Genomic DNA, 18,109 nt, shown 5'->3' with positions numbered 1-18,109 from the left:
GTCCGTCTTTTCCTACTTCTATCCGTTATATGCGCTAGACCAAGGCCAATCATGCGCTTCCTCGCAGAGCCCGGCTTTTACCGGGTTATTGTGAATATAACTGATCGTACTGTGAAAATGTCCTTCATCGCGAATATAGCGATCCCAATACTCGCGCATCCAAAACTGATTTTTAGTAGTGCCGGTAGCCCTGGGAACGCCGAGCCCCAGCTCGGCATTATGCGAAATAGCCCAACTCCCGGTAAACGATTTCCACGACTGCAAAATCTTCGGCAAACTAATTGCAGGTTCAATCAAAACATGAACATGGTTGGGCATAATGCACCAGGCAATCAAACGATAACGCTCGCCATCAAATTTCTGCAAAGTTTGCTGCATCACTTCCGCCATGCGCGGATGACGCAAAGCGCAGCAGCCCAAACCGGCATCCAGCCATTGCTCTATTTTCTTGCGCCGTTCACGCTCGCGCGTCGAGATCGGCAATTGTTCGAGTTCCTGCTCCAGTTGCTTCAGCACTGTTTGCGGCAGGGAATCGGCAAGCCGAAAGGTGATGAATTGCAGAGTGCCCGGCGCATCAAAATGCGGCAAATAGCCCCGGCTATACCAACCCTTGGCTGCGGGAGCACCCACGGGAGCGCCGAGCCCCAGCTCGGCTTTTTCACTTTCAACCATCTGGTGGTTTGTCGCGCCAAGCTGGGGCTTGGCGTTCCCGTTCCCGTTCCCGTTCCCGTTCCCATTAGTCATCATAGCAGGCGTATCCTTCCGGTAAGCAGATTGCGCATCATACCTTGTTTGATGGCGCGAGTTTTGGCGAGTTTGTCTTCCAGTGCGGAGATTTCGGCGTCCATGTCGGAGAGGATGGCGGCGATGGCGACTTGTTCATCTTCAAAAGGGACTTTTATCTCTATACTTTCGATAGTCCGGGCATTAAGGCTTGGAACACCCGATGCTTCATTGTATTGCTTCCAATCGATCAAACAGAACCGATAAAAAAGAAACTTGGCGTTATTTTGTTTATGAATCACTGAGTAAAATAGCGTATCTACAGTCCAAAAGGGCTGCTCCATATATTGTGGCCGGTCAATCGTTCCTTTACGACCAATCAAAACCGAAGGTTTGTCGTAGAGAAAGCAGTTTGCAACTCCAATCTGACCACCTGTTGCTAAAATCGGGTAGATACCATTCCGATCTTCGACAGCGTGTTGACTCTTCCCATGCGCAATAGTCAGCACATCGCCAATTCGCTTTACCCCCCATTCCCCGCTAAACCCCGGCAGGCGCTTTTTGCCGGTTAGCCGCTCCTGCATAGCACCTTGTTTGATATGGCGCTTTTTGGCGATGAGTTGTTCCAGGGATTCTATAAAGACATCCGCATCGCTCAACGCCTCGGCAATAGCTTCTTGTTCGGCTTTGGTGGGAGGGATAGTTAGCGGACAGGACAGAACATCATTTTTCCGAAGATTTGTTTGTTTTACACCGTCGTCAAAGCTTAGGTAGAAAGGGTGCCGATTTAGTTTGTAATAGAAGAGTCTTCCATTGATCTGGTTTGGACGAAGCACACATATCCGTTGATTGACAGTATACAGATCATTATGATCAACAAAAAAACATCTTGCGATTGCTCTTCCGTTAGGGACATCGCTCATGACCATGAGAATTTCACTTTCCGAAGTGGGAGAGAAACAATCATCTGAATATTTTTTAACTTTACCGTTGGTCGAAATAAATTTGGAATTCACAACGATGTATTTGCCGAAATCACTAATACTACCCTCGTGAGCTTTCCCATTTGCATAGGCTGCGACAGAACCAACAGTTTTGACTTCCCAATCCTCCGGAATCACCCCAACCTCGGTCTGCTTATAGCCCTTCGGTATACGCTGCTCGACCTCGACCAAATAACCGGCTCTCGCCTCTCTCAATTCCATGCGAACCCCATCCTTTCCAGGTGGGCGTTCACAGCATGCTCCAATTTGGCAACCCGGTGTGACGCTTGCTGCAGCGGAGTTTCATAACGTTCGGCCAGTTCTTTTACACGCCGGGTGAGCGTCTGGCTGATGCGGTCCATTTCGCTGTGGATAGCGGCGGCGATGGCAGTCAGCCATTTGTCTTCGACTACCAGCGTTTTGATCCCGGCCTCGGTGAGCATCGGATATTTGGCATAGGCCAGCGCGTCGAGTGCGGCCTCGGCTTCTTTCAGGGCTTTCTTGAGCTCGACCTCCTCATTTGCCAAATGCAGCCATACGCAAAGGATAGCCTCTTCGGGAGCGCCGAGCCCCAGCTCGGCTGCTTTTTTATCGCCAAGCCGGGGCTTGGCGTTCCCGGTGATTTCTTTCAGCCGGGCGGCGACGTTGACCTTGTTGACCTTGTCCAGCTCCGAAAATGCGCCTTCCTCACCGCCGTGCTCCTCTTCCAGCTCGGTCATTTGCGCGGCAAGGGCTTCCAGCGCGGCCTCCTGCTCGCAAATAGCCGCCTGTTGTGCGGCAAAGTAGCGGTTGACGATGAGCTGCTTGGGCACGAGGTCGCAAGTCCAGCCTTTGTCTGTTTCCTTGACGGTTTTGCCTTCCTTGTTTTTCTTGACTTCAATGATCCGGTAGGTCTCGGCTTTCCAGCCATCGGCGGCGATCAGGTAACAATCGTCCTGCATGGTCACGGCCCAGTAGTCCATCAGATGCTGATAGACGTCGTATTGTTCAATCAGCGGTTTGTCGGTGTAATGTGCCAGCAGGTCTTCCGCGAGTTCGCCGATGACGGTCTTGGGGTGACAGTCCGCTTGCAAACTTTTGAGTGTTTCGACGCTCCGATCCCGCCAATCGGCAAATAGGGCGCTCATGCTGTCAATGAAACTGACGAATTCCGGATGTTCGTAGATGGAGGTCTTGATGGATTGCTTGGAAACCGCCAGATCAAGGTAGCCGGGACGATTGGCCTTGAATAGGGTCTGCCGAAGTTGAGGACACACATCCCAATACGGCTGCAAGGCATCCACGTCGGCGCTCGGTATGCCGCCTTTCAGGTGCCCCTCGATGTCCTGAATGTCTTCCGCTTGCTGGCTATCGATATAGCGCGGGATATTCAGGTTGAATTCGTTCTTCTCGATCTCCTCGACGCCGACCATGCGCGAGTATTTGGCAACCTCCAGCCGCTTGTTGAAAACATCGACGATCCGGTGGATGTCCATATCGCGCAAGCGGTTCTTGTTGCCGTCTTTGATGTAGCCGCTGCTGGCGTCGATCATGAAGATGCCTTTGCGGGTGTGGGCATTTTCCTTGTCGATGACGATGATGCAGGCGGGGATGCCGGTGCCGTAAAACAGGTTGGCAGGCAAGCCGATGATGCCTTTGATGTAGCCTTTTCGAATCAGGTTCTTGCGGATGTCGGCCTCGGCGTTACCCCGGAACAGTACGCCGTGCGGCAGAATGCAAGCGCCCTTCCCGGTGCTTTTCAGCGACCGGACGATATGCAGCAGGTAAGCGTAATCGCCTTGCTTGTCCGGCGGCGTGCCGAAATCATGGAAGCGTCGGTGAGGATCGTTAAGCGGGTCGATGCCGGTGCTCCAGCGTTTGTCGCTGAACGGCGGATTGGCGACTACGTAGTCGAAGGTTTTGAGCTGACCGTCATCGCTAGTAAACAGCGGATTAGCCAGTGTATTGCCTTGCTTGATCAGAGCCGTCGGGTTGTCGTGCAGGATCATGTTCATGCGCGCCAGGCCGGAGGTAGCGGCGTCTTTTTCTTGCCCGTAGAGCGTGACCTTGGCATGGGCTTCGTCGCCCACTTTCAGCAGCAGCGATCCGGAACCGCAGGCCGGATCATAGACGGTGGTATCGTTAGTGGTGCACGCATCGCGTATGCCGATGATCTGCGCCATGATGCGACTGACCTCGGCGGGCGTGTAGAACTGGCCTTTGCTCTTGCCGCTCTCGGTAGCGAAATGGCGCATCAGGTATTCGTAGGCATCGCCAAGAATGTCATCGCCTTCCGCGCGGTTCTTGCTGAAATCGAGTGCCTTATTTTCGAAGATGGCGATCAGGTTGGTCAGGCGCTCGACAATCTCCTGGCCACTGCCCAGCTTGCTGGGATCATTGAAGTCGGGCATATCTGACAGCTTGTTGGCATTAGCCAGCGGCGCGATGATCTTCTTGTTGATCTGGTCGCCGATGTCGGGTTTGCCCTTGAACGCGACCATGTCCTTGAAACTTGCGCCTTCGGGGATGATAATCGGAGCGTAAGGAACACCGGCGTATTTGTCGCTGACGTATTTGATAAACAGCAGCACGAGGACATAGTCCTTGTATTGGCTTGCATCCATGCCGCCGCGAAGTTCATCGCAGCCGGACCAGAGGGATGAATAAAGTTCGGATTTTTTGATAGCCATTATTGAGTTGTTTTTTTGTTTTGATCTGTCCGTCTGCAACAGATGACAGTGGCGCAAGTAGAGTCGGTTAGCGGCCCCTTGCCTTAATTGGATGCGAGTTTTTCGCCGCACCTGAAACGGTTGCTGGAATTGCCTCAACTAACCGTCACTTATCCAACCCATCGCCCATGTTTTTGGGGACTACGGATTTTTCACCCGCTCTCGTAATTTACAAAAATATCCTATTTGAAAAAACCGTTGAATTATTGCTCATCATCGGGTGATGGCTTTGCTGCATCGTTCGTTTCTTGCCCAACGCTGTTGACCACGCGTTTCGTACCATGCCCTATTTCCTTGGCCGCATCCCTAGTGCCATGCCCAATTTCCCTGGTGACATTACGCGTCGTATGGCCTATCGTTCTTCCGGCCTCTTTAAACTCGGCACAGGACGACAATAACCCTGTAGAAAATATAACGAAAAAGGCAACTACTTTTAGAAATGAAATGGTCATTTTTTCTCAGCCCTCAACATTAAAAGATGAATTTTACAATATCACTAAATGAATACTATCGCCCCTAGTTTAGCGAATGAAAAATTTACTCCTGGAAATTTTAGACAATAAAAAACCCGCTAAGCCTTATGACTTGCAGGTTTATGGACTTCTTTGAATCTGCCTGAATTCACTAATGGAGGCTGCGGGCGGAATCGAACCGCCGTAGATGGCTTTGCAGGCCACTGCATAACCATTTTGCTACGCAGCCCTAAAAGTGAAATAAAAAAGCCGCGATAGTTCGCGGCTTTTTTTAAATTAATTGGAGCGGGAAACGAGATTCGAACTCGCGACCCCAACCTTGGCAAGGTTGTGCTCTACCACTGAGCTATTCCCGCGCTTCAATTTATTTGGCCATTATAAGCTCTTTTTAACTCTTGTCAACTTTTTATTGAACATCAATTGCCAAAACCCAACCCGAGCTACCTTTACAATCACCATCTTCAACCTGAACCTTAACAAATGCATTTTTCTTTCCTGCAAAATCTTGGAAGTCTACGATAGTTACCGGCGTTCCCTGAGCTATACGTCTACAAGATTCAACCTTACCTTTTTCTACGTCTTCACTATCATCAAATGCCGCTATAGCTCCAGGAACTGCAAGCAATTGAATAGGTGATTCAATTTCGTAAGTATTGGGATTTTTTAAAACATAGCGCTGCCCGGCAGCAAGATTCTTGGCCGAAGGTCCGGAAACAACGCCTGAATCACCGCCACTCATCATCATGACAATAAGCAGTAAGACTACGCCTCCAATAGCACCAAAAAATACTTTTGGATTTTTTTCTTTTAAGCTCGTCATTAGTGAAATTAACTGGCCAGCCGTTTCTTTTGCTGCATCTACCGTTTTTTTAGCGTTTTCTTCATTACTCATTTCGTATCCTCACAATTGTAATTTTTTATTATTTTCAGGTTCTTGCTCGAAGGCATATTACCTGATTGCCTCGATAACTCATATACAGAAACAATCCCACTACGAGTTAGCCCCTGAGTTTTATTTAGATGTCCACTTTAAAAAGCCGACAACTCATCACCAATAATCAACTTGACATGTCAACTTACCACGATAAAAAAACTTTTCAAGTGCTATATGTATATAGCACTATATTTCAACGACATGGGTTATTTAAATGAAATCGTAACCTTTTTTAGCCTGCGCCGATATCGGCTTGCTCTTTTCCGCTACCCGTCGACATTCAAACTGCCAGTAACCCAACCCGACATTCTTCCTGTTACTCAATACAACAGGAAAGTCTTCGTTATTCATAAACATTCGAATAACATCATCATCCTTTAGCATAAAACTATCAGTAATGATGTAGCTTTTTTCATATTCCAGCTCCTTCGCGCTATAAAAAAGGCCCTTTTGCGGAACATCTTTCCCCGACTCATCCAATTGAACATAGGAGACAGCAATGGACTGATGAGCCAATAATTGCATGCCAAAGTTTATTCTACCGCTTTGCTTATCAACAATGACCTTGTTAACAATGCCTAATGAACGCTTGTGCTCAGGACTGTCTGTTTTTCTAAAACTGACCAAACTCCCCACTGACAGGACGCCCGTTTTTGTAAATACGCCGGACAATAATCGGTCAGATGCCGATTGAACGAGAAACTCCAGATCTTTTTCGCCGTCGGATTCCAATGCACTTTGCAGTTCGTGGGTTGACTCCAGGCCTACGGCAATATATCGATCCGTTCTGTCGCTAAAAAAGGGCACTCCCTGCAGATCGACTCCTAACCATCTTTGCTCAAGATAATCGAGTAATTCCGCTGAGGGCTTTCCGATGTCATTTTTCAACCCATGCATCGAACTAAACCTTGCCTCCGCAGCATTAATCAATTTTTCTTTTTGCTTCAGAGCCTTGAACAACTTGGTAAAGTCCAGATACAACATCGCTGAATCGTTTTTAGCGCTTGTTTCAAACTGGTAATACGGCGCTTTATCTTCGTCTGTTAAGACAATGCACTGTATTGACTGACCATTCACAGGCTCTCTTTTTAGCCCGACCAAAGAACCTATCGTTTCTATAAAGCTATAAACCAACAACAGTTCCTTTTGCATCAAACCGGTCGGATCGGCAAGACTGAGCAAAAGAATCTGTCGATAGCACTCTTCAGGACTGCTGGGCTTATTGGACTGACTTATATCATTGGCGACTTTGGTGGTGCTGTTTTTTATTGTCACACTCAGGTTGTAAAGCGAATGCAAATCTATCCAAACCCAATCAGGAATCGGCATCCCCATAATAAAATGACTGACGATAATACTGCTCAATCCTTTAATGCAGCGCTGGATGGCTAATGCCGCATTCTTCCCTTGAAACCAGCCGACATTACGCTTGGTTAGCTCCTTAAGCACCATCCAATAGCCGATAGTGGATTCCTTTTCGATTGAGATCAACACGGTCAAAATTTTCTTGTCATTCTCTTCTTTTGGGAAACCCGCTTTAATTAGCCTGGATCGAAGATAATCTTCAATGACATGGATACTTGGACTTAAGCGCTCCAGCGCATCCAGCCTTAACTGGGTGCTCATTTCAACGGTATTGAAATCTATAAGAAAATCGTGAAGCAGGCGCGTGGCTAGGCCGGGATTAGCCGTAGGCAATTCAGCCACCCAATGTTGCAGCGCCTTTGCTTCAAATTCTTTAAGGCGCTGGGGATTATTTTGTTGCGTTGGAATAACCAGAAAAAAAGAGTTCTTCACATATTCACCGAATTTATTTTAATGCCTTACGTTGCCTAGAGGGACAGATATTTGCTCCTGCAATATCTGCATTCACCACATCCATGTGATTATGTAGGTAAGGAGCGCGAGCACGACTGCATGGATGCAGGAGGTAGAGCCACGCAGGAGCAGTTGCCGAGGAGCGGAAGCTTTGTCTAACAAAAACTTGCGATGGCGTTGTCCATCAGCATCACAATCCGTTGTTTGATTCATCAAGCCCCGCCTTTTCTCACCATCATCCCTTTTGATGGGTTATAGCCAATAATTGCCGCCGCCATAAATACGATAAAGGCGACCAGCGTATAAATAAATGCGTGTTGATTAAACTGGCCGTACAGGGCAAAGCGGATCAATTCAACGGCTTGAGAAAAGGGATTATATTGAGCCAGATTATAAAGCAGCGCACTGGACTCTTTGATTTTCCATAAAGGATACAGTGCGGTTGACATAAAAAACATCGGGAAAATCACAAAGTTCATCACACCGGCAAAATTTTCCAATTGTTTGATAAAGGACGACAACAATAAGCCCAGAGCGCCCAGCATTAACCCGGACAACAACAGTGCCGGCAATATCCACAAATAGCCTTGCCACGGCGCCTGAATATCATAAAACCACGCAATCGCTAAAAATACATAGGCTTGCAAAACGGATACGCCGGTGCCAGCCAGCAGTTTACTGAGCAATAAAAACCAGCGCGGCAACGGGCAAACCATCAGTATCCGCATGCTGCCCATTTCCCGATCGTAAACCATCGACAATGAACTTTGCATACCATTAAACAGCTGAATCATACCGATCAGGCCGGGGGTAATATAAACCTCGTAAAGAATATAGGTTTCGTAAGGCGGCGTGATCGCAAGACCTAATGCGGCCCTGAACCCTGCCGCGAAGACGAACAACCAGACCAAAGGCCGGACCAAGGCGGAAATAAACCGCTCGCGCTGCGTCACAAAACGCCATAATTCACGCCAGATGATGCCCCACATGGCGCGCCAGTAATGAAGCAACTTCATCCTTGTCCTCCTTGCGTCAACGTATAAAAAGCATCTTTAATTGTCGGAGTGCTGGTTATTTTAAGCACTTCATCAACCGTCCCATTGGCTTTAACCTGCCCTTTATCCAATACAATTAAATGATCGTCAGGATAAATTTCGTCAATCAAATGACTGGCCCATAACACCGCCAAGTTTTCCTCGACGGCCAGCTGATGCACATATTCGACGATGGACAACCGGCTGGGCACATCCAAACCGACGGTAGGCTCATCCAGCAGCAGCACCGACGGCTTATGCAATAACGCTCGGGCAATCTCCACGCGCCGCCTATGCCCGCCATTGAGCTGGCGTACTTTCTCAAAACGCCGGTCATACATATGCAAGCGTTCCAACTCCTGCTGAATCCTTTGCTCGGCCTGTTTTCGACCCATGCCATGCAAGGAAGTGTGATAGCGCAAGTTTTGCATCACCGACAAATCCATGTCCAGCGTGGTTTGCTGAAAAACTACGCCCAGTTTTGCCAACGCTAACAACGTTTGCCGCTTGATATCGAAACCGCACAATTCGATACTCCCGTCGCGCGTGTCGTACAGCCGGGTAATCAGGGAAAATAAAGTGCTCTTGCCTGCCCCGTTGGGCCCTAACAAAACAGTGCACTCTCCGGGCTGAATCTTGAAATTAACCTGGGTCAGTGCTTTTTTTCCGCCATAGGAAAAACTCAAGTCTTCGACGGACAACGCTATGGACGAGTTCATGGTTTTACTGCAACTCCCCACGGATAAGTACCCACGCCAATCGATTTAGTCACCATTTGAGTTTCAAGGTCAATTAGCGAAATATCGTTACTGGTGCCGTTAGTGGTATAAAGCCGTTTTTGATCCGGTGAAAACGCCAAGTTCCAAACCCGCTGACCAACCAGCAGGTATTTTTCCACTTCAAAGGTCTGGGCATTAATCACCGCGACACGGTTTGCAGGCCCCAATGCCACATAGCCGCGTTTTCTGTCTTTATCGATAACCACGCCGACCGGCTGGATTTTATCGACGGTAACGCCTTGCACATCAAACTTGATAGTTTTGACGATCTGCTTGGTTTTAACATCCAGAATCATCAAGGTACCGGCCATTTCCGAGGTGACCCACAATTGCTGGCTATCGGCTGTAAAGCCAAGCGCGCGCGGTCGCGGATCAACCAGCGTGTTTTCTACGATAGCATTGGTTTTGGTGTCGATCCAATGCACCATATTGGTCGTTTCAGAAGCGCTGGCAACCCAGAGATTATCAGGGCTTACAGTGATGCCTTCAGGCTCCACGCCCACCTTAATCTGCTTGACGGCTTTTTTATGTTTAATGTCGATGACGGTGACCTGGCTGTCATCTTCATTCGATACATAAAGCCGGTCGCCCGCAGGATTTAACGCAAAGGTCTCAGGATCTTCGCCGGACGGCAACTTTCCCGCTTCTTTAAGCGTCTCGGCATCAATGATCTTGATGGTATTTTCGTCGCTGGTAGCCACATACAAAAACTTGTTATCGGGGCTGATGGCGATGCCTCTGGGACGCTGGCCGATGTCTACCGTTTTAATTAACTTGCCGGAAATCGGATCTACAACCGCAAGCGCATTATCTTTTTCAAGCGTGACAAACACCGTTTCAGCCTGCGCTGCACCTGTCAATGCCACCGTCAAAAACAGCCCTAAAACATTTTTCTTCATCATTTACTCCATTTACAGGTTGATTCGGGTTGATCAAAACCCAAGGTATCGAGTTCGGTTTTGGGATGCAAAAAACCTTCAATCGGCGCGACAGCAACCAACGATCTGGGCGCCGCCAGCAAAACAGGCTGCCGCAACTGCCCATCCCAGGACCGGAACGACAGAGGATTGCCTTTATAACCCTGTAGGGCAAACGCATCGCTCAACATATATTCATTAAGCCTGTTCACATCGTTCGATTTTGTGCGGGTAGCCGCCTCGCCGATAGCCCTAACCGCCAGATAAGCAGCATAATCCTGCTCTTCCATCCAGCGCCCCGCTTGGTCTTTAAAGCGATTTTGGATCTGCACCGCGCCCCATTGTTCATGGGTTCGATGCCATGCCGTAGCAACCAGCCCCTGAGTACCGATCACCGGCCTTGCATTCCAGGTTCTGTATTCAAGATATTCGCCAAACTGGCCCTGCTCGTCGGCAACAACCAACACGTCATAATCATCCACTTGGGTGAACACCGCCACATCCGATTGCGCCGTGCGCCGCGCATCGTAGGTATGCTCCCAGGTCTTTTCCTCGACTATTTTCATGCCGAAACGTTTAGCCGCCCGCCTGAGAGCATCGGCAAATAAACGATCTTCCTCGGTAGCACCTATGACTAAAAACCACTTATTCCAGCGTTTTTTCATCATGTATTGCGCCAGCGCATCAGCACGCATGGCCCTGTTAGGTAAAATGTGCCTTACGTTATTGCGGCATTGCTCATTACGTAATGCATCATCAATTGTCGCCACATCAAACAGCAGCTTCTGTTTTGCGGCGGGTAAATCGGCGATTTTATTTAAAGCATCGGCAGGCAAGTTAACAACGACGTAAGAATATTGATCGCCAATATCCTTATTAAAGGTATCGACAACATTGCCATCCAACGGCACGATGAATTTTTTCAGCACAAACTGCTGCCCGGTAAACTGGCCGGTCGTATTATTGTCATCAATCGCAAGCGCCGACCCCAGTACGCCCTTATCTTTAATAAAAGCGTCCAGGTTAGACAACGGGGGCGGGACTTTCTGCTCTTGTGTCAAATAAGCAATATTGACTGTCTGTTTAGCTTCAGCATAAACAAAATTCACACTAAGCAAATGAATAATAAATAGAAATTTAATAGTTATCCAAAGAGGCAAATTAATTGATCGCATCATTTCCTAACAATAATAAAACGCACAGGCGCTAATTTTAACGGATTCATTAACTTTGTTTTGCTTTTCGATAAAGCTCGCTAAAACCGGCGCTCGAAACCTCCAAATAATTTACTCTAAAGCCGCCGTATCTGCATGAAAAATAAGCCTGTTTAGTCTTGACGAGATGCATTTTATTGAGCTAACCCGCTCGACTGCAAATAGAGTGTTGACTTCAATCAACAAAGAGTTCAGCATTAATAAAAACAATCCTGATTCCAGGGTTGAATGTTAAAATCAGGAAAAATCACCGCCGTTTTTTACGGCCTTCAACTAAGCTAAAAGGACATAGAAATGGACGCAAGCACTATACAAACTCGATCAGATACGCTCATTAACTCGGCATCGTCTCAACGGACGAAAAGCTCGGAAAATAATGAACCCGCTATCGAAACCCAGTCGGATAACGATCAGGACGACAGCCTACAAGTTTCCAAGGAAACAGTAAAACTTTCCGATACATCATTAAAGCTATCTACATCTTCACCGGTAAAAAGCAGCGACCAGGCTGCCCCAATAGAAAATAAAGATCAAGCTCAACAAGCGCTCAAACAGCTTATTGCTGATTTTCAAAGCAATCCATCCCAAGCACAAGGAGCTCACAACAACATATTCGACGGCGCGGTAAAATCATTGTTAGGTTAATACTATCGCCAATGACACACCTTCTATTAAGCGGAATATTCATCTATCCCGTAAAGTCATTAGCAGGCATTAGCGCAAACAGCTGGCCTGTCACTGGAAAAGGCTTTCAGCACGACAGGAAATGGATGATTATCGACAATGACCGGCAATTCCTCAGCCAGCGGAAATTGCCGAAAATGGCTTTAATTAAAACCGCACTGACCGATAAAAACCTGATCTTGTCCGCACCGGGCATGGAAAATCTATCCCTACCCATTGAGCCTGTTGACGGTCACATCATTAACAGCACCATCTGGCATGACCAGTGCGACGCCCGTAGCGTTTCAACGGAAGCCGACCAATGGCTGAGCGATTTTTTAAGACAGGATTGCCGACTGATTTACCAGCCCGATGAAGTCATTCGCCCGGTTGATCCCGATTATGCCAAGTCTACCGACAAGGTAGCATTTTCTGACGGATTTCCTTTCCTGATCATTTCAGAAAACTCCCTGACTGCATTAAATCATGACATGCAGCTGAATTTACCCATGGCTCGTTTCAGACCCAATCTGGTCATTTCCGGCTGTCCCGCCTATGCAGAAGACAGCTGGCGCGAAATCACCATTGATTCTATAGACTTCAGACTCCCCAAACCCTGCTCCCGGTGCGCCATTCCGACTATCGACCCTGAAACCGCGCAAACCGGCAAGGAACCGCTCACGACACTCAATCGCACCAGAAAATGGCAAAATCAAGTCTATTTCGGACAAAATGCCCTGCATGATCAATGCGGCCAATTGACTGTCGGCGACGCTGTACATATCAAATTGACAGGCGTAAAACAACCGCCAATCTAGCCTGCTTGGGCGAACCGTTCCATCGCCTCTCATTTAAAACAAATCTTCCAATAACCATGCATAAAGTCCTTTTGCTGATTGTCGTCCCGCTATTGTCTTACGGTTTTTGGCTAAGCGATGCATTTAAAGGCATCGCGGCGGGCGTCTCGATTTTCCTGTTCGGCATGCTATCTCTGGAACAAGGATTTAAAGCCTTTACCGGAGGCGTACTGGAACGAATTCTACAAAAAACCACAGACACCGCCTGGAAAAGTTTCGGCTTTGGTTTTGTGTCGGCTGCATTGATGCAGTCCAGCGGCTTGGTCTCAGTCATCACCATTTCATTTCTGAGTGCGGGTTTGCTTGATTTAGTCGCCGGCATCGGCATTATTTTCGGTTCCAATCTGGGTACGACTACCGGTGCATGGCTCATTGCAGGGCTGGGGCTGAAAGTTAATATTGCCACCTACGCCATGCCCCTGCTGGTTTTTGGCGTTTTATGCGTATTTCAAAGCGGCAAACAGTTAAAAGGCATCGGCTATATCCTGACCGGCCTGGGCTTTTTGCTCCTTGGCATACACTACATGAAAGAAAGCTTTGAAGCCTTCGAAAACACTATAAATCTGGCCGAATACGCCATGCCCGGCGTCAAAGGGCTACTGGTCTACACCGCCGTAGGGATCATCGCCACCATTATCATGCAGTCCAGCCACGCTACGATGCTATTAACCATTACTGCGGTTTCCGTACATCAAATTACTTATGACAATGCACTGGCGCTGGTAATAGGCGCCAATATCGGCACCACCGTCACTGCGATCATTGCTTCTTTCGGCGCCAATATTCAGGGTAAACGCCTGGCAGGCTCACATATGTTCATTAACCTGTTTACCGGTATCTTTGTACTGTTTTTTATTAAACAATTCGGCATTGCTGTCGACATCATCAGCGCAAATTTGGGTATTGCCGTCTCGGACAATGCCATGAAACTGGCAACATTTCATAGCCTGTTTAATCTCGCAGGTATCGTTCTATTTTTTCCTTTCATTAATCAACAAATTCTATTATTAGAAAGGATATTCATCGAAAAACGCCCCGCTATTTTTAAACCGAAATATTTGGACTCATCGGCCATGGATTTCCCTGAAACAGTCGTTGAATCGGTCAGACTGGAAAGCATTCATTTATATGAAAATGCCATCCATATTATTTTGCGCACTTTTGGCTTACGTAAATCCGATCTCCAAAAAAACGACTCGCTCAAGCAACTCATAGAACGAAATAATCATCCCATTGAATACGACATTGATGCCAGCTATGAGAAGAGAATAAAAGGCATCTACAGCGCCATTATTGCTTTCATCAGCCGAGCCGGGTTTACTTGGGAAATGGCCCAATCTTCGAAGCTTTCCTGGCTACGTGAGGCTAATAAGCACATTGTTGAAGCCATTAAAGACACCAAGCACTTGCAAAAAAACTGGACTCGCTTCAGAACCTCAAACAATCAAGCCACGATAAATGAGTACAACAAAATTGCCTACCAAATAGTCTTTCATATTCAGCAGATTGACAATTTCAGGCATGAAATTGAAAGCAACGAATTACCGTTATTATCATTAGATACATTAAAAGCAACCATTAAAAATGACGACATGCAAATGAATCGCGCCATTGAGACCCTGATTAGAGAACAAAAAATAACGCCTGAAACCGGCTCTTCCCTGATCAATGACGCCGCCTATATGCGCAACATTAAAAAAAATCTGCTAAAAGCCGCCGAAACGCTGTTTTTACACGGCAACACAGGTAATGCCCGGGCTGAACAACAATTAACCCTGAATGAAACTGAAATTAACGATGTTGTTCAAACAGTCGATAACCAATAGCGTCATCCGAGCACTCGTTAACTACTCCCCTACCCAGCAGGGACAGTCATGAAAATAGAAAAGTTACTCCACAAATTACAGGCCTTCTTTAACACCGACAAACACAAAAAAAGGCAACACATTGAGGAGTTAAGAAAAATCCTGCTTAAGCTCAAGAAAAAAGAGAGAAAAATTACCCGCACCATGCAACAGGTTAACGACGATAATTTAAGCAAACATTATCAAACTGAATTGGAAATTATCCGGGTACAGCGCAAAAAAGGCATTGAAGTTTTGCAGCTGCTTAAAGAGCGTAAAAAAACCTAGACACCGGTTTTATCGCTTATTCAGGCTGCGATCGAGGCGCTCCGAGGAAACTACAAGCCCATCATCAAACTGCTTCCATGCTTTTTCAGCCACTGCCGTCTATTTTGATAATCCGGCAAATGTTCAGCGACCAACGCCCAAAAATGAACGGAGTGATTCCTGACCTTGATATGGCAAAGCTCGTGTACTACCACGTATTCCAGAACTTCGGGCGGAGCTATGATTAACAGCCAGTTGATATTAATGTCATTATGAATACCGCAACTGCCCCATCGGCTTTTTTGCGTTTTGATTTTAATAGTCTGGGGAAATAGCTGTTTTTTTTCCGCATGCTGCTTTACCAGCCGTTCTACCTGGCTTTTCGATTCCTTTTTCATCCAGCGTATTAACGCTTCTTTTATCTCCGCACTATGGTCTTTAATGATCAATGCGTCGGGGACATGAGCAACAAATTCCTGACAGAATTCTATTTTTATCCTTTTTAATTTTGTGGGCCTTACCGCCAATTTATACGATGCCCCCTGATAAGGAATTTCAGCGCCATGTCCGTAAACAGCCGGAGCCAATTTATTATGCAGCTGGCTTTTGGCTGCAATTTTAGCTAACGCCTGGATTATCCACTGCTGCTTGTCCTGAACGAACTGATGAATTTTATGTTCGGCGACTTTTATTGGCGCGACCACTTCGACTTTACCGGGCGTTACGATAATTCGCGTCTGCGTGGCCCGCTGACTGCGCCGAATCTGGTAGGAAAATGCTGGATTAGAAATGACGATTCTCTATATTACTGGATTACTGGGAAAAACTGGGGCAACACGCTTTGCTTAAATCTATTCATCCTGATTAATCATATGGGTTGCCAGTTGCTGCAAGGCTTGGCTTAGATTTTCCCTGAAATTCGCGGCCATACTCACTTCATCCAATGCTTTGGTCATACACAACATCCACTGGTCCCTTGCTGCCGCATCTATCGCAAAGGGGAAATGTCGCTGCCGCAACCTTGGATGCCCGTATTCCTGAACGAACAAATCGGGACCGCCCAGCCAGCCGGACAAAAACTTGAACAACTTGTCATGCGCCGACGACAAGTCCGCCGCATGCATAGCACGAATTCCGGCGGCTTCCGGCAACGTGTCCATGTAAAAATAAAACCGCTCAACCAGACTGCGTATTGCCGCCTCTTCGCCTATGTGATCGTACGGTGTTAATTGTCTGTTTTCTGTCATTATCCGGAGCCCTGAAAAATCATTCTTTCAATAATCCGCTATTCTACTAAATATTCTTACTAAGTCCGTCAAACTCTTGTAAGATTGAGCAGTCCATCTTTTCTGTTAACCATTTATTTTAAGGAATCTAAATAAAATGAGATTAAATACCGCTATTCCACGTTCGGAAGCCAGTATTCTGGCAACCAACAAGGTGCTGAGAAACACTTATTTGTTATTGTCGATGACGTTGATTTTCAGCGCGATGACCGCAGGTGCCGCAATGGCACTGAATCTGCCGCATTTTGGCCCTATCATTACCCTGGTCGGTTATTTCGGCCTGCTGTTCCTGACCACAAAATTCAGCAACAGTAGCTTGGGTCTGGTTTTTGTTTTTGCCTTGACCGGTTTTATGGGTCTGACTCTCGGCCCTATTTTAACCATGTACATTAAGGCCTTCAGCAATGGTCATGAACTGATCATGACCGCATTAGGCGGCACCGGCGTCATATTCCTGGGCCTTTCAGGCTACGCCTTAACCACACGCAAAGATTTCAGCTTTATGGGCGGCTTCCTGATGGTTGGCGTGCTGGTAGCATTTCTGGCGGGTCTTGGGGCGATGTTTTTCGCTATCCCGGCTTTATCGCTGGCGGTATCGGCCATGTTTATCCTGCTGATGTCCGGCATGATCTTGTTCCAAACCAGTGAAATCATCCACGGCGGCGAAACCAACTACATTTTGGCGACTGTGTCTTTATACGTGTCTATCTACAACCTGTTCCTGAGCTTGTTGCAATTGTTAGGCGTATTCAGCGGCGATGACTAAATAATCTTTTACGCCCGGCCCACATAAAAAAGCCCGGCTTACTTGGTAAGCCGGGCTTTTTTATGTATTGCCCTTTTACGGCGGTGTTTTAGAGCCATGCAAACGAATCAATAAAGCGGCCTCATCATGACTTAGCCCTGAGTTTTTCATTAATTCATTAACACTAGCCCCGCTTCTTACTTTTCGGATGTCTCCGCTGTACGGATGAGAAGACTGGTCATTTTGCTCGACTTCGGCAATCTTTGCCGCCAGATCATCGATCTGCCCGTCGGTAACGGCTATTCGGCTATCCACTGTGGCTATCCGGCTATCGACTGTCAAAGCGGCCGAACACAAACCGGCAATGTCATTACTGTTGCCGTGAACAATATCATTAAGAACCTGATAATCGCGTTTAAGCCTCAGCTGCGTACGCACCAGCCAAAAAAGCACCACGAGCATAACAACAATAGTTATACCCTCAATAATAAGAGCTACCATCACAGGATTATTCATCAAGCAATTTCATCAATATGTTGAATGGGTTCAGCCTCATGTTCTTTCTCTTCTTGTTTCTTTCTACGCTGCTGTTTCTCTGGGAGACTATCATCCCGGTCAATTTTTTTAGGTTTCACGACTGGAAAAGAGGGTGATACGGGTTGTATTTCTAGCATACTGGCCTCCCATGACTGACTTTATTGCCGTAGGTTGGGTTAGGCCGTAGCCGTAACCCAACATTTGCCGCTTGAATAGGCCGGATTGTGCTATCGCACGGCAATCGCTCCTGCATTGCTCTACCTCCTGCATCCTTGCAGTCGTAACCCGACCTACGCGACTCATTTTTTAATATTAGCAGTCATTTTA

Annotated in this window: 19 protein-coding genes and 2 tRNA genes; 5 read left to right on the top strand and 16 right to left on the bottom strand. The window is 47.2% G+C overall.

Annotation, left to right across the window (positions count from 1 at the left end; genetic code table 11):
• Nucleotides 1-18: 18 nt before the first annotated feature.
• The 12 genes from METTU_RS00615 to METTU_RS00560 form a co-directional block, all read right to left on the bottom strand.
• Nucleotides 19-747, bottom strand: coding sequence for an REP-associated tyrosine transposase (locus tag METTU_RS00615; RefSeq protein WP_006889351.1), 729 nt, complete (start codon nucleotides 745-747; stop codon nucleotides 19-21).
• The gene (locus METTU_RS00610; protein ID WP_006889350.1) at nucleotides 744-1,928 is read right to left on the bottom strand and encodes a restriction endonuclease subunit S; all 1,185 of its coding nucleotides are present in this window, start codon (nucleotides 1,926-1,928) and stop codon (nucleotides 744-746) included. Before METTU_RS00610 ends, METTU_RS00615 begins: the two co-directional genes overlap by 4 nt.
• Entirely contained in the window at nucleotides 1,919-4,375 is a 2,457-nt protein-coding gene (locus tag METTU_RS00605) for a type I restriction-modification system subunit M (RefSeq protein ID WP_006889349.1), read from the bottom strand. Before METTU_RS00605 ends, METTU_RS00610 begins: the two co-directional genes overlap by 10 nt.
• Nucleotides 4,376-4,617: 242 nt before the next feature.
• Nucleotides 4,618-4,866 (bottom strand): hypothetical protein, encoded by a 249-nt coding sequence (locus METTU_RS00600; RefSeq protein ID WP_006889348.1) that lies wholly within the window; start codon nucleotides 4,864-4,866, stop codon nucleotides 4,618-4,620.
• Between the two features lie 176 nt (nucleotides 4,867-5,042).
• Nucleotides 5,043-5,116, bottom strand: a tRNA-Cys gene (locus METTU_RS00595).
• Between the two features lie 52 nt (nucleotides 5,117-5,168).
• Nucleotides 5,169-5,243: transfer RNA gene (locus METTU_RS00590), tRNA-Gly, on the bottom strand.
• A 50-nt stretch (nucleotides 5,244-5,293) separates the two neighbouring features.
• Nucleotides 5,294-5,779 (bottom strand): hypothetical protein, encoded by a 486-nt coding sequence (locus METTU_RS00585; RefSeq protein ID WP_006889347.1) that lies wholly within the window; start codon nucleotides 5,777-5,779, stop codon nucleotides 5,294-5,296.
• A 252-nt stretch (nucleotides 5,780-6,031) separates the two neighbouring features.
• Nucleotides 6,032-7,618, bottom strand: coding sequence for a cyclic-di-GMP receptor FimW-related protein (locus METTU_RS00580; protein WP_006889346.1), 1,587 nt, complete (start codon nucleotides 7,616-7,618; stop codon nucleotides 6,032-6,034).
• A 233-nt stretch (nucleotides 7,619-7,851) separates the two neighbouring features.
• The gene (locus tag METTU_RS00575) at nucleotides 7,852-8,655 is read right to left on the bottom strand and encodes an ABC transporter permease (RefSeq protein WP_006889345.1); all 804 of its coding nucleotides are present in this window, start codon (nucleotides 8,653-8,655) and stop codon (nucleotides 7,852-7,854) included.
• Nucleotides 8,652-9,392: an ABC transporter ATP-binding protein gene (locus METTU_RS00570; protein ID WP_006889344.1), complete on the bottom strand. Its 741-nt coding sequence runs from the start codon at nucleotides 9,390-9,392 to the stop codon at nucleotides 8,652-8,654. Before METTU_RS00570 ends, METTU_RS00575 begins: the two co-directional genes overlap by 4 nt.
• Complete coding sequence (locus METTU_RS00565) at nucleotides 9,389-10,351, bottom strand: PQQ-dependent catabolism-associated beta-propeller protein (protein WP_006889343.1); 963 nt, start codon at nucleotides 10,349-10,351, stop codon at nucleotides 9,389-9,391. Before METTU_RS00565 ends, METTU_RS00570 begins: the two co-directional genes overlap by 4 nt.
• Nucleotides 10,351-11,544, bottom strand: a complete 1,194-nt coding sequence (locus METTU_RS00560; RefSeq protein WP_006889342.1) for an ABC transporter substrate-binding protein — start codon at nucleotides 11,542-11,544, stop codon at nucleotides 10,351-10,353. Before METTU_RS00560 ends, METTU_RS00565 begins: the two co-directional genes overlap by 1 nt.
• Before the next feature lie 333 nt (nucleotides 11,545-11,877).
• On the opposite strand from METTU_RS00560, the gene METTU_RS00555 reads away from it, so the two are divergent.
• The 4 genes from METTU_RS00555 to METTU_RS00540 are packed head-to-tail and all read left to right on the top strand — an operon-like array spanning nucleotide 11,878 to nucleotide 15,235.
• A complete protein-coding gene (locus tag METTU_RS00555) occupies nucleotides 11,878-12,228 on the top strand; it encodes a hypothetical protein (protein ID WP_006889341.1) in 351 nt (116 codons plus the stop codon).
• 11 nt (nucleotides 12,229-12,239) lie between these two features.
• Complete coding sequence (locus METTU_RS00550) at nucleotides 12,240-13,064, top strand: MOSC domain-containing protein (protein WP_006889340.1); 825 nt, start codon at nucleotides 12,240-12,242, stop codon at nucleotides 13,062-13,064.
• Nucleotides 13,065-13,120: 56 nt separating this feature from the next.
• Entirely contained in the window at nucleotides 13,121-14,929 is a 1,809-nt protein-coding gene (locus METTU_RS00545; RefSeq protein ID WP_006889339.1) for a Na/Pi cotransporter family protein, read from the top strand.
• A gap of 48 nt (nucleotides 14,930-14,977) precedes the next feature.
• Nucleotides 14,978-15,235, top strand: coding sequence for a hypothetical protein (locus tag METTU_RS00540; RefSeq protein WP_006889338.1), 258 nt, complete (start codon nucleotides 14,978-14,980; stop codon nucleotides 15,233-15,235).
• 50 nt (nucleotides 15,236-15,285) lie between these two features.
• On the opposite strand, the gene METTU_RS00535 is transcribed toward METTU_RS00540, so the two are convergent.
• Together METTU_RS00535 and METTU_RS00530 are read right to left on the bottom strand one after the other, a co-directional pair.
• Nucleotides 15,286-15,942 (bottom strand): M48 family metallopeptidase, encoded by a 657-nt coding sequence (locus tag METTU_RS00535; protein WP_367301498.1) that lies wholly within the window; start codon nucleotides 15,940-15,942, stop codon nucleotides 15,286-15,288.
• A 123-nt stretch (nucleotides 15,943-16,065) separates the two neighbouring features.
• On the bottom strand, nucleotides 16,066-16,461 hold the full coding sequence (locus METTU_RS00530) for a group II truncated hemoglobin (protein WP_006889336.1): 396 nt from the start codon (nucleotides 16,459-16,461) through the stop codon (nucleotides 16,066-16,068).
• Between the two features lie 136 nt (nucleotides 16,462-16,597).
• On the opposite strand from METTU_RS00530, the gene METTU_RS00525 reads away from it, so the two are divergent.
• The gene (locus tag METTU_RS00525; protein ID WP_006889335.1) at nucleotides 16,598-17,266 is read left to right on the top strand and encodes a Bax inhibitor-1/YccA family protein; all 669 of its coding nucleotides are present in this window, start codon (nucleotides 16,598-16,600) and stop codon (nucleotides 17,264-17,266) included.
• 75 nt (nucleotides 17,267-17,341) lie between these two features.
• Here the strand turns inward: METTU_RS00525 and METTU_RS00520 are convergent, their stop codons facing one another.
• Together METTU_RS00520 and METTU_RS23465 are read right to left on the bottom strand one after the other, a co-directional pair.
• Complete coding sequence (locus tag METTU_RS00520) at nucleotides 17,342-17,761, bottom strand: DUF2802 domain-containing protein (RefSeq protein ID WP_006889334.1); 420 nt, start codon at nucleotides 17,759-17,761, stop codon at nucleotides 17,342-17,344.
• Nucleotides 17,761-17,919 carry a hypothetical protein gene (locus METTU_RS23465; protein ID WP_006889333.1) on the bottom strand — a complete coding sequence of 53 codons (159 nt, stop codon included), beginning with the start codon at nucleotides 17,917-17,919 and terminating at the stop codon, nucleotides 17,761-17,763. The genes METTU_RS00520 and METTU_RS23465 overlap by 1 nt, the downstream gene beginning before the upstream one ends.
• Nucleotides 17,920-18,109: the final 190 nt, after the last annotated feature.

The sequence above is a fragment of the Methylobacter tundripaludum SV96 genome, from assembly GCF_000190755.2.
In the GTDB taxonomy this organism is placed as follows: domain Bacteria; phylum Pseudomonadota; class Gammaproteobacteria; order Methylococcales; family Methylomonadaceae; genus Methylobacter_A; species Methylobacter_A tundripaludum.
Note: the sequence above shows the minus strand (reverse complement) of the source record. Positions and strands in the feature narration are given on the sequence as shown.